At 37.0% G+C, this 12,833-nt stretch carries 9 protein-coding genes; all 9 read left to right on the forward strand.

What is annotated here, in order from left to right:
• Positions 1–3: 3 nt before the first annotated feature.
• Positions 4–1,668, forward strand: coding sequence for a peptidase domain-containing ABC transporter (locus tag LB076_RS00800; protein WP_066336210.1), 1,665 nt, complete (start codon positions 4–6; stop codon positions 1,666–1,668).
• Positions 1,669–1,671: 3 nt separating this feature from the next.
• Positions 1,672–3,021, forward strand: a complete 1,350-nt coding sequence (locus LB076_RS00805) for an HlyD family secretion protein (protein ID WP_066336208.1) — start codon at positions 1,672–1,674, stop codon at positions 3,019–3,021.
• Positions 3,021–4,418: a TolC family protein gene (locus tag LB076_RS00810; RefSeq protein ID WP_066336205.1), complete on the forward strand. Its 1,398-nt coding sequence runs from the start codon at positions 3,021–3,023 to the stop codon at positions 4,416–4,418. Before LB076_RS00805 ends, LB076_RS00810 begins: the two co-directional genes overlap by 1 nt.
• A gap of 43 nt (positions 4,419–4,461) precedes the next feature.
• Complete coding sequence (gene map, locus LB076_RS00815) at positions 4,462–5,280, forward strand: type I methionyl aminopeptidase (protein ID WP_066336204.1); 819 nt, start codon at positions 4,462–4,464, stop codon at positions 5,278–5,280.
• A 54-nt stretch (positions 5,281–5,334) separates the two neighbouring features.
• Positions 5,335–6,105, forward strand: coding sequence for a class I SAM-dependent methyltransferase (locus LB076_RS00820; protein ID WP_066336202.1), 771 nt, complete (start codon positions 5,335–5,337; stop codon positions 6,103–6,105).
• Positions 6,106–6,251: 146 nt separating this feature from the next.
• Positions 6,252–9,158: a DEAD/DEAH box helicase gene (locus LB076_RS00825; protein ID WP_066336201.1), complete on the forward strand. Its 2,907-nt coding sequence runs from the start codon at positions 6,252–6,254 to the stop codon at positions 9,156–9,158.
• A gap of 97 nt (positions 9,159–9,255) precedes the next feature.
• The gene (locus LB076_RS00830; protein WP_066336199.1) at positions 9,256–10,506 is read left to right on the forward strand and encodes a type IX secretion system plug protein; all 1,251 of its coding nucleotides are present in this window, start codon (positions 9,256–9,258) and stop codon (positions 10,504–10,506) included.
• Positions 10,507–10,587: 81 nt separating this feature from the next.
• Entirely contained in the window at positions 10,588–10,974 is a 387-nt protein-coding gene (gene apaG, locus LB076_RS00835) for a Co2+/Mg2+ efflux protein ApaG (protein ID WP_066336196.1), read from the forward strand.
• Positions 10,975–11,132: 158 nt separating this feature from the next.
• Entirely contained in the window at positions 11,133–12,761 is a 1,629-nt protein-coding gene (gene pruA, locus LB076_RS00840; RefSeq protein ID WP_066336194.1) for an L-glutamate gamma-semialdehyde dehydrogenase, read from the forward strand.
• Positions 12,762–12,833 lie beyond the last annotated feature (72 nt).

Below are 12,833 nucleotides of genomic sequence, written 5' to 3' on the forward strand. Positions count from 1 at the left end.
GCAATGACTCCATTAAAACGATTTTACAATTTATTAGCTTTAGACAAAAAAGACATCTACCAGCTCTTCTTTTATGCTATTTTTGCTGGATTGGTCAGTTTATCCTTACCATTAGGCATACAAGCAATAATCAATTTAATTCAATCCGGACGCGCCAGTGTTTCTTGGATTATTTTGATATTCTTGGTAGTTATAGGTGTTGGCTTGGTAGGCGTGTTATCGTTGATGCAGTTACGGATCACCGAGAGTTTACAACAAAAAATATTTATTCGCTCTTCGTTTGAATTTGCGGTACGCTTACCCAAAATAAAATTTGAAGAGCTATACAACACCTATCCTCCAGAACTCGCCAATCGTTTTTTTGACACCATGGCCATTCAAAAAGGCACCTCCAAATTATTGATTGATTTCTCGGCAGCCTTATTACAAATTGTCTTTGGTATTGTACTATTGTCCCTTTATCATCCCTATTTTATATTGCTGGGTATTTTATTGATTGTAATGCTTTATTTTATTTTCAAATTATCCTACCATCCTGGTTTAGAAACCAGTTTAAAAGAATCCAAGTACAAATACAAGGTAGCACAATGGCTGCAAGAAATGGCCCGTAATAATTCTAGTTTCCGAAACCAAATCAATTTTGATTTCGGACTACAAAAAAACGACCAATTGGTAACTGATTATTTAAAATACCGAGAAAAACACTTTAAGGTTATTAGAAAACAGTTCCGTCAATTAATTTTATTTAAAATAATCATCACCACGAGTTTGCTTTCTATTGGAGGCTATTTGGTACTCTCACAACAGATGAATATTGGACAATTTGTTGCCGCTGAGATCATCATACTACTAGTTATCAATTCAGTTGAAAAAATAATCTTAGGCTTAGAAACCTTTTATGACGTACTAACCTCGGTAGAAAAAATAGGCCAAGTAGTGGATCTAGATTTAGAACAAGAGTACGACCAAGAAAACACCAACTATTGTTATACCGATATTAGTTTAGAAACCGAAAACGTAGATTTTAAATTTCCGGAATCCAAAAACAATGTATTAAGTGCCATTTCTTTAAAAATAGAACCCGGAGAGCGTCTGATTATAAATGGCGATAATGGTGCCGGAAAAACAACTTTAATCCGGATTCTTTCGGGCTTGCTCAAGCCTACTGCTGGTAGTTTTTGCATCAATGACAATACCTTCAAAAAAATGGATTTAAAACAATACCGATCCCAAATTGGAAGCGTGATACATGGCGAAACTCCTTTTGAAGGCAGTTATCTAGAAAATATTACCTTCAGAGATCCCAATATTAGCCAAGAAGATTTAAAATGGGCATTAGATGGCATACAGCTAACGGGTTTTATAAAATCGTTGCCAGAGCGTCTGGACAGCCCTATTTATCCCGAAGGAAGGCAACTATCGTCTTCCAATGCACAAAAAATACTATTGGCTAGAAGCATCATCCACAAACCAAAGATTTTGTTTTATGAAGATCCAACCGATAGCATGGACCCAAAGGTAGCCAACGAAATTATTGATTTTATTACTGCCAAAGAAAACCAATGGACCGTTATCGTTTCTTCCAAAAACCCCTACTGGAAAACCAAGTGTACTAGAGAGATTATCCTACAAAACGGACGTATTCAACACGATTCAAAAAAGTTATAACCCATGCTCAATATATCCAACAACAACAAAACAAATCCGCCAAGTCTTGAGAAATTTGAGACCATCAAAAACCTGTACACCAATACCAATTCAAGAGCTTTGAACAAAATTATTGTATCGGTTTGCATCTTGGGTGTGCTTATTTTATTTCTTCCCTGGACCCAAAACATCTCTGGATCTGGATCCGTAACTACCCTAAAACCAAACCAAAGACCCCAATCCATACAAAGTGTGATTTCTGGCCGCATTGAAAACTGGTATGTTCAAGAAGGTGATTTTGTAAACAAAGGCGATACGATTCTTTTTATTTCGGAGATAAAAGAAGACTACATGGATCCTAATTTGGTAGCCAATACCCAAAAACAAGTCCGTGCCAAAAAAAATGCTTTAGAATCTTATGGGTCTAAAGTAAAAACCATGAGCGGACAAATCCAAAACATTGAAAGTGAGAAAAACCTAAAATTAAAACAAGCCCAAAATAAAATCCAACAAGCGCTTTTAAAAATAAAAAGCGATAGCATGGATCTTGTTGCCGTAAAGACACAATTTAAAATTGCAACTACCCAATTGGATCGTGCCGTTCAGCTTCATAAAGAAGGCCTAAAACCTCTCACAGATGTAGAAGACAAAAGACTAAAACTGCAAGAAGTAGACGCCAAAATTATCACCCAAGAAAACAAATACCTGAGCAGTCAAAATGAATTTATCAACGCCAAGGTAGAAACCAACAGAATAACTGCAGAATACGCCGAGAAAGTATCCAAGGCCCAAAGCGAACAATTCACCGCCTTGAGCAACCAGTTTGACACCGAAGCACAGGTAAACAAACTAGAAAACCAATACACCAATTACAGCATACGCAACGGCATGTATTATATCAAAGCCCCACAAAGCGGGTATGTAAACCGGATTTTACAAGCTGGTATTGGGCAAACCATCAAAGAAGGAACCGCAATAGTAAGCATCATGCCGGCAGCATACGATATTGCCGTAGAAACCTACGTAAGCCCAATGGATTTGCCCTTAATAAATAAAGGCGAAAAAGTACGTATTTGGTTTGATGGATGGCCTACTATTGTTTTTTCGGGCTGGCCGGATGTATCCTACGGAACTTTTGGCGGCAAAATTGTTGCCATCGAAAACTTTATCAGTGACAACGGAAAGTACCGCATTTTAATTGCGCCAGATCCAGAAGAAGCCTCTTGGCCCAAAAAAATAAGTATCGGCTCCGGCGCAGAAACTATTGCCTTGTTAGATACCGTTCCGATCTGGTTTGAGGCATGGCGAATTTTAAATGGCTTTCCGCCAAATTATTATAAATCAGACACCAAAACTACTAAAGAAAAAAAATAATGAAACCACTTCTTATCCTTTTTCTATTTTTAGGATCTGTTGTTTTTGGACAAACTCCCACCACCAATAATTTAAAAGAATTTACTTACAATGAGTTTTTGGGTTATGTCAAAAAATACCATCCTTTAGTTAAAATAGCTAATTTAGAAATCAATAAAGCCCAAGCTAATTTGATGGCAGCTCGTGGTGGTTTTGACCCTAAAATTGAAGTTGATTTTAAAGAAAAACAATTTAAAGACAAAGAATATTATTCGATACTGAACAGCAGTTTCAAAATCCCTACTTGGTATGGCATCGAAATAAAAGCGGGTTTTGACCACAATGATGGCATATATTTAAATCCCGAAAACACCGTTCCAAATCAAGGACTAACCTCTTTAGGAATTACCGTGCCGTTAGGACAAGGTTTGTTTATCAATCAAAGAATGGCCGATGTTCGCAAAGCCAAAATCCAATTAAAACTCAGTCAAGCCGAAAGAAAACTACAAGCAATTGCCGTTTTGTATGATGCCTCTATTGCTTATTTTAATTGGAAAAAAACCTATAACGAAGTTGCACTATACCAAACCTACAGCAACAATGCACAAATTAGGTTCAAGGGGATCAAAGAATTGATAAAAGCAGGGGACAAACGCGCTATTGACAGTATAGAGTCTGGGATCAGTGTAAAAAACAGACTGCTCAATCTGGAGGATTCTAAATTAAAATTAAACAAAGCCAAACTAGAGTTAGCAACCTTTTTGTGGTTAGAAAACACCATTCCGTTAGAACTAGCAGATAGTTTGGTTCCCGAAAAAGATATCGCAAACAGCATTCAAGAAACACTAAAAACAAATGATTTAGTAAACACCGATTTTACCCTAGAGAACCACCCAAAGATTAACGCACTTCAAAACAAAATTGAAATTCTGACTGTAGAGAAAAAACTAAAAGCCAACCTGTTGTTGCCAAAAATGGACCTTGGCTATTCTTATATTGCAGAACCAAGTTATATAGACAACTACCAATTTGAAAATTACAAAATTGGTCTAAATTTTTATTTCCCTTTATTTTTACGAAAAGAACGTGGCGGTCTAAAACTAGCACAATACAAAATTCAAGAATCTGAATTGGCATTAAATCTAGAACGAATGCAACTTTCTAACAAAATTAGTGCCCAGAAAACAGAAATTCAATCCTTAGAGATCCAAAATAAAATCATTAAAAGCCTAGCCGAAGATTATGCCGTTATGCTACAATCCGAAGAACGCTTATTTAGCTTTGGCGAAAGCTCTCTATTTGTAATCAATAGCCGAGAAAATAGTTTAATCAGTGCCAAGTTGGCTTCAATCGCTTTAGAAAACAGGTATTTTAACTCCAATGCTGTACTTTTTAAAATTATGGCTAATCCGGATTAAATAATTTAAAAATTGTACTTTTGCCAACTGAAAATAAGACAATATGATTATAGTTAAATCCCGTGAAGAAATTGAATTAATGCGCGAAAGTGCCTTAATTGTATCAAAAACATTAGGAATGATTGCTTCTGAAATCAAAGAAGGAGTAACTACATTACATTTAGATAAATTAGCCGAAGAGTTCATCCGGGACCATGGCGCAGTACCTAGTTTTTTAGGTTTATACGATTTTCCAAACTCCTTATGCATGAGTCCAAATGCACAAGTAGTACACGGAATCCCTAACAATACGCCACTACAGAACGGAGACGTGATCTCGGTAGATTGTGGGGCATTTAAAAATGGCTACCACGGAGACCACGCCTATTCGTTTGAAATTGGCGATGTAGCACCCGAAACCAAAAAATTACTACAGGTTACCAAAGAATCTTTGTATGTAGGTATCCGCGAGTTTAAAGCCGGAAACCGCGTAGAAGATGTAGGTAATGCCATCCAAAAATATACCGAAGCGCATGGTTATGGCGTGGTGCGCGAATTAGTAGGACACGGTTTAGGGCAAAAAATGCACGAAGATCCAGAGATGCCAAATTACGGAAAACGAGGACGCGGAAAACTATTTGTAGAAGGAATGGTAGTAGCCATTGAACCGATGATTAACCAAGGAACACGCAACATCAAACAACACAAAGACGGCTGGACAATCACTACTGCAGACAACAAACCTAGTGCCCACTTTGAACACGATGTGGCCTTAGTAGATGGCAAACCAGAGTTACTTTCTACCTTTGCCTACATCTACCAAGCACTTGGAATTGTAAGCAATGAAGAAGAAGAGTTTAGAAAAGTGCCATTGGTATTGTAACAGAAATAACTTGCTGCTAATGGACATGACCCAACATTAATTTTATTATAAAACTTGAAAAAACTATTCAAACTCGTACTCAATACCATCCCTCGCCCAATACTTATTCGGTTAAGTTATGTTGCACGGCCTATTTTGGCATTGACCTTAAAGGGAACTACGTTTACGGATCCTATTGACGGCAAAAGTTTTAAAACATTCTTGCCGTATGGTTACGGAAACCAGCGCAACAATGTACTTTCGCCAAGCACACTTTCGTTGGAGAGACACCGCTTGTTGTGGCTATACTTAAATGATCAAACTGATTTTTTTACTTCTAAAGAAAAAAAGAAAGTCCTGCATTTTGCACCAGAGCAAGCTTTTTACAAACGGTTTCGCAATCAAAAAAATCTGGACTACACAACAACCGATTTGTTTTCGCCGCTTGCCGATGTAAAGGCTGACATTTGTGACTTGCCATTTGAGGACAATCAGTACGATATTATTTTGTGCAACCACGTTTTAGAACACATTCCAGAGGATACTAAAGCCATGCAAGAGCTCTACCGCGTATTAAAACCTGGCGGAATGGCTATATTGCAAATTCCGCAAGATTTAAATCGGGCAACCACCTTTACAGACGATACCATAACGGATCCAAAAAAGCGTGCCGAAATATTCGGACAATACGATCATGTGCGTATCTATGGACGGGATTATTTTGATAAATTAAGACATATTGGTTTTCGGGTTGTCGAAGAAGCGTATACCACCAAAATTGCACCCGAATTAGTAACGAAATATTGTTTGGCTCCAGGCGAAATTATTCCTGTTTGTTTTAAATAAGCAAAATACCGACGATTTAAATTTTACCCTTAAGGGATTTTGCGAGTATAGAGTCGAACACTTCATTTCCATAATCCCTGAATGGTAAAATCTGTAATTACTTCGCTTTTGACCTAGCAACCTTCAAAAACCTAATAGCCTTAATTTTGACCACTGCATCCAAATTTCCGTTTTGTTTTGACTTGAATTGGGATGTCAAAAGCAATTTTTACACTCCTACAGCTTATGTGGTTGCTACCAACCAACCTATAACTTATTTAGATAAAAAAGCCACCCCCGAAGTTCTCAAAAGCCTTGGGATTGATGTTGTTGACTTAGACAAATCCATCCAAAAAGTACTTGCCATTTGTGATAGCCTGCAAGCCGAGATACTCGCTAAAAAATTCAGCACAGCCAAAGCAAAAAAATCTCTGGAGGAATTATCCAAAGATCCTAAAATTGCCTTGGGGATACAGCGGTATCAAAACGCAAAACTAGCCGAATTTTTAAAACTGGTTCAAACCCATGATTTTGCACTTTGTTTTGCTTTAGACCAAGATAAAAATTTTAGAAAAAGCCAAATCACAACCCAAAACCAACCCTTAGAAGCTAAAATTCATTTTCTAAAAACCGATCAGGGTATAGAATACCGCTTGCAATTGCAAGACAATAAAGAATCCTTTGCTCTTTGGGACAAAAAAATAACCATCCTGCTCCAGGACCCAGCTTGGTTGCTTATAGACCGCCAATTGCTGTTTCTTCAAGCAATAGATGCCAAAAAAATATACCCATTTTTGACCAAAAAAACCATCACCATTCCATCTCGGATGGTGGCGGACTATTTTCAAAAATTTATCAAAGATATTGTCCAGAAAGTAGATGTTACAGCAGATGGTTTTGAAATTATCCAACGCAATACCCTTGTTTCTTGCCAGCTTGAAGCAGTACATGATTTTTTTAAAAACAGCTATTATCTTCATTTTCGCTTGGATTATAACGGCTACATATTTGATAGCTCCAAAAACAAAACAAGCCATTCCGAAGTGGATATAGACCATCCCGAAAACATAAAAGTCATTCAATACAAACGAAATCCAGATGCCGAAATACTTTTGGAACAAAAACTAAGTCATTGGGGTTTGGAGAAAACCGAAAATGGCTTTTTTAGGCTTTCGCCAAAATCTAAAAACACAGAACGATACGCTACCATTCAATGGGTTATAGAGCACCAAGAACAGTTAGAATCTTCCGGATTTAGTTTGGATAACCTTACCATCGATGGAAAAAAAATACAACTCACAAAACCCCTAATTCAGTTTCGGAACCAAACTCAAAAAGATTGGTTTGATATCCAAATCACTATTTGTTGCGGCAAATTTACCTTCAATTTTATAGAGATTATACCCAATTTAAAACAACAAAACCAGCTGTACCTATTGCCTGATGGTAGTTGTTTTTTGATTCCTAAAGAGTGGATGCTGCACTATGCGCCGTTAGCAAAACTAGCCAAGATACACCAACAAGTTTTGCAAGTACCCAAAAACAACTACGCTATTCTTCAAGAAATACCAGAATTACAACTGGATTTAAAAACCCCAATAGTTCCAGAATTTAGCCCATCTGCTTTAGTGAAAGCTACATTGAGACCCTATCAAATTCAGGGTGTAAAATGGCTCCTTGAGCATTACCAAAATGGCATGGGCGCCTGTCTTGCAGACGATATGGGTTTAGGTAAAACCCTACAAACCCTAACCGCCTTGGTTGCCGTACAAGAACAATTAGAAAACCAACAAGCTGAGGCAGAACAACTCGATTTGTTTGGCAACAACCTACCACAGACCAAAGAATATTTAAAAGTTTTGGTAGTACTGCCCTCTTCGTTAGTGTTCAATTGGTACCACGAAGCCCGTAAATTTACACCACATTTGCGGAGGATACAATATATTGGCAAGGATCGAAAATGGATTGCCAAAAAATTAATGCGCTACGATTTAGTATTTACCAGTTATGCCATTGCATCCCGAGATATTGCTATTCTAAAAAAACATTCGTTTCGATTTTTGATTTTAGACGAAAGTCAATATATCAAGAACAAAAAGTCCAAAATATTCCAAGCAATACATCAAATACCTGCTGCAAACAGGATTTCTTTGAGCGGTACACCTATTGAAAATTCTTTGGATGATTTATGGTCTCAGATGGAATTTATCAATCCAGACATACTAGGAAGCCATTCTTTTTTTGTTCAAAATTACAAGATCCCTATTGAAAAAAACAAAGACAAAACCGTTTTGGCAGCACTAAAAACCGTGATTAGTCCGTTTATTTTAAGACGAACCAAAGAGCAGGTATTAGACGATTTGCCCGAGCTTACAGAACAAATTTATTATTGCGATATGCCCAAAGAGCAAGAAAAATTGTACGACGAAGAAAAATCCAAAGCCCGCAATGCAATCCTGGGTACAGATGCTACTAAAAGGGACAAAATTAACATACTCAATAGCTTGATGCGCTTAAGACAACTAAGCAACCATCCCAAAATGATCGATGCTAATTCGGAGATAGATTCCGGAAAATTTCATGCCGTAACCAATTATTTGAGTACTTTGATTCCATCCAAACAAAAAACAATTGTGTTTAGTTCTTTTGTTTCTAATCTGGATTTTTATAAAAATTGGTGTCTTGAAAACCACATTAAATTTTGTGAGCTAACTGGCGCAACGAATCCAAAAGACCGCGAAATTGCTGTAAATAACTTTCAAGAACAAGACGAAATTTTGTTATTTTTTATTTCGTTAAAAGCAGGTGGCGTAGGGCTAAACCTAACCAAGGCATCTTATGTTTTGTTTTTGGATCCATGGTGGAACCCTTTTGCTGAAAAGCAAGGAATTGGTAGAGCACATAGAATAGGACAGGTACAGAAAGTGCATGTGATCCGTTTTATAACCAAAAATACGGTAGAAGAAAAAATTATTCAATTGCAAGAAAGCAAAAAACTACTATCGGATGCGCTTTTGGACGAAAATTATATTGGCCACGAGATAGAAGCCCATTTGGAATACCTTTTGGAATAAAAACAAAAAACAGATAGAATGGCAACCTAAAAACTATCTTTAGAATTGTAAGCTAATTATTCCCTATATTTAAGCCCTCAAAAAACACGTTAATTTCATGACAAAATTAATCCCGATACTGCTTCTGGCTTCTGTGCAGCTCTTGTTGGCACAGGTACAAAAAGAGGTGGCTGCTCCGTTTAACATCAAAACCATTACATTTGTACAAAACAACCAAAATAGCATTCCTATTTTTCCATTAGGATCTGGCTTTCAATTGCAATTTGATGATTTGTATGGTAACGAAGCCGATTATTATTACGAAATAAAACACTGCGACTATAATTGGGTGCCTACAGCAATTGCCAAAAACGAATACTTAGACGGTTTTGACAACCAACGCATCCAAAATTATAGCAACTCCTTCAATACCTTGCAGCTTTATTCTCACTACACGCTAGCACTACCCAATGCAAACACTTTAGGGCTTAAATTAAGTGGCAACTATTTGCTTACTATTTTGAATGATGCGAAAGAAGTTGTTTTTTCTAGAAAATTTATTCTTTATGAAGAACTTGCTAACGTACCCATGCAGGTAAAAAGAGCGCGAACTATTGGCAATTTACCCTACAAACACAACCTAGAATTTTCGGTCAACTCTAAAGCAATAAATTTTCAAAACCCATTAAAGAACCTAAAAATAGTTTTACTACAAAACGGAAAATTTGCCACAGCCATACAAAATATAGTACCGCAATACACCTTGGGTGCAGAATTAATTTATAAATACGATACCGAAACCCAATTTTGGGCAGGGAATGAATTTTTGTTTTTTGAAAACAAAGACCTCAGAGCCTCCGGCAATAACGTATCGTATATAGATGCCAGCACGGCCATTTACGGAAGTCATTTGTTTACCAATACTGCCCGAGCCAACTTTCCGTATAGTTTTACCCAAGATACTAACGGAAGCTTTTTGGTCCAAAACTTCCGAGCTAGCAACATGGCCATCGAAGCAGACTATGCTTGGGTTTATTTTAGTCTATCTGCTCCCGCATTTGGGTTGGATAAAAATATTTATATCACTGGTGCATTTAACAATTATGTTTTAACAACAGAAAACAAAATGGAGTACAACCAAGCCAAAGGTATTTATGAAAAAGCCCTTTTAATCAAACAAGGCTTTACTGGTTTTGAATATACCGTTGCAGATAACAAAGGTACTATTGATCTAGAAAATGCTATTGACGGCAATTTTTACCAAACCGAGAACAACTATACTGCTCTAGTTTATTATAAAGAAAATACCGGGCGCTATGACCGAGTTATTGGCAAGGGTACGGCAAACTCCTTAACTATTGTCAATTAAAAATTTACTCTCAAAAACAACAAAACGAAATCAATTTTTTGTACTTTTGTAATCCTAACACACTCACACAACCTAATTTATATGGTTTCTCAAATAACAAGAGGCATAAAGATATCTGTTTCTACTAGTTTTGAAGGCACGTACTTCAAGAACTACAAGATTCATTTTGCCTTTAGCTACGAGATAACTATTGAGAACCACAGCAAAGATTCGGTACAACTAACTTCGCGCCATTGGGAAATTCATGACTCTTTAAATAACATTGAGATTGTGGATGGCGAGGGCATCATTGGCAAAAAACCAGTCTTGAAGCCTGGAGAGTTTCACACCTACAGCTCCGGATGTTTACTTTCTTCTCCCTATGGAGCAATGAAAGGCCATTTTAACATGATTAACTTTACTTCTACAAAAACCTTTAAAGTATTGATCCCAACTTTTAAGCTTTGTGCTCCATTTGCTTTAAATTAAACCTATTTCGTAAATATATTTAATTTTCTTATCTGGTTTTAAATTATCCTTTGTACTTTTGTTTCACAATAAGTTTTTTGCAATATTTTGCTTAATTTTTATACATTTTAAATGTCTAATCTCTTCTGTACAACCTACAGATAAACAAATTAAATATCATGCTAAAAGGATTTTTTCACGTACCAAAAGCGGTAAATGAACCGGTAAAAGGGTACGCACCTAACTCCCCTGAAAGAGCAGCAGTACAAGCAGCTTACACTAAAATGTGGAACACTAAAATTGACGTACCATTATATATTGGTAGCGAAGAAATTAGAACCGGAAACACTAGAAACATGTCTGCGCCACACGATCATAAACACATCGTAGGAACCTATCATCTAGCCGAAAAAGCACACGTAGAAAAAGCGATAGCCAACGCTTTAGAAGCAAGAACAGCTTGGGCTAATATGGCTTGGGAACAAAGAGCAGCAATTTTTTTAAAGGCAGCAGAACTGGTAGCAGGACCTTACAGAGCAAGAATAAATGCCGCAACAATGATTGCGCAATCTAAAAACATCCACCAAGCAGAGATTGATGCTTCTTGCGAATTGATTGACTTTTTACGTTTTAACGTAGAATTCATGACACAAATTTATGCAGACCAACCTACCTCTACTTCCGATGTTTGGAACCGTTTAGAATACAGACCTCTTGAAGGTTTTGTTTATGCAATTACTCCATTTAACTTTACTGCAATTGCCGCCAACTTGCCTGCAAGTGCCGCCATGATGGGTAACGTAGTAGTATGGAAACCAAGTGATAGCCAGATTTTTTCTACTCAAATAATTGTTGAAATATTCAAAGAAGCAGGAGTACCTGATGGCGTAATCAATGTTGTTTATGGTGATCCATTAATGGTTACAGACACTGTTTTGGCTAGTCGTGATTTTGCAGGAATGCATTTTACTGGTTCCACACATGTATTTAAAGACATCTGGGCAAAAATAGGAACCAACATCCACCACTACAAAACCTATCCAAGGATTGTAGGAGAAACAGGAGGAAAAGATTTTATAGTTGCACACCCTAGCGCAAACTCAAAACAAGTTTCAACAGGAATTGTACGTGGTGCTTTTGAATTTCAAGGTCAAAAATGTTCTGCTGCATCTAGAGCCTACATCCCACAAAGTTTATGGCCTTCTGTAAAAGAAGAAATTATCACGGATGTAAAATCTATGAAAATGGGATCTCCAGAAGATTTTGGCAACTTCATCACTGCAGTAATACACGAAGGTTCATTTGATAAATTAGCAAGCTATATCGATCAAGCCAAAAAAGATGCGGATGCAGAAATTATTGTTGGAGGAAACTACGACAAATCGGTAGGGTATTTTATTGAGCCAACCGTTATTGTAACCACTAACCCACATTATGCTACCATGGAAACCGAATTATTCGGACCAGTAATGACCATCTTTGTATACGAAGATGCAAAATGGGAAGAAACACTAGAATTAGTAGACACTACATCAGAGTACGCCTTAACAGGAGCCATTTTTAGTGAAGACCGTTATGCAATTGAAGTAGCAACCGTAAAATTACAAAATGCTGCTGGTAACTTCTACATCAATGACAAACCAACAGGAGCAGTTGTAGGACAACAACCATTTGGTGGTGCTAGAGCCTCTGGAACCAATGATAAAGCAGGTTCTCCATTAAACTTATTACGTTGGGTATCTCCAAGAACCATCAAAGAAACATTTGTAACTCCAGTAGATTACAGATACCCTTTCTTGGGAGAATAAACCAACTTGAGAGTGTAAAAGTCGAAAGTCTTACAGAACTTTACAACCATAAAAAAGCCGAATCTAAAAATT

Source organism: Flavobacterium crassostreae, assembly GCF_001831475.1.
Taxonomy (GTDB): Bacteria; Bacteroidota; Bacteroidia; order Flavobacteriales; family Flavobacteriaceae; genus Flavobacterium; species Flavobacterium crassostreae.

Coding starts and splice junctions, on each gene's coding strand:
- LB076_RS00800 (WP_066336210.1), top strand. CDS start 4: ATGACTCCATTAAAACGATTTTACAATTTATTAGCTTTAGACAAAAAA.
- LB076_RS00805 (WP_066336208.1), top strand. CDS start 1,672: ATGCTCAATATATCCAACAACAACAAAACAAATCCGCCAAGTCTTGAG.
- LB076_RS00810 (WP_066336205.1), top strand. CDS start 3,021: ATGAAACCACTTCTTATCCTTTTTCTATTTTTAGGATCTGTTGTTTTT.
- map (WP_066336204.1), top strand. CDS start 4,462: ATGATTATAGTTAAATCCCGTGAAGAAATTGAATTAATGCGCGAAAGT.
- LB076_RS00830 (WP_066336199.1), top strand. CDS start 9,256: ATGACAAAATTAATCCCGATACTGCTTCTGGCTTCTGTGCAGCTCTTG.
- apaG (WP_066336196.1), top strand. CDS start 10,588: ATGGTTTCTCAAATAACAAGAGGCATAAAGATATCTGTTTCTACTAGT.
- pruA (WP_066336194.1), top strand. CDS start 11,133: ATGCTAAAAGGATTTTTTCACGTACCAAAAGCGGTAAATGAACCGGTA.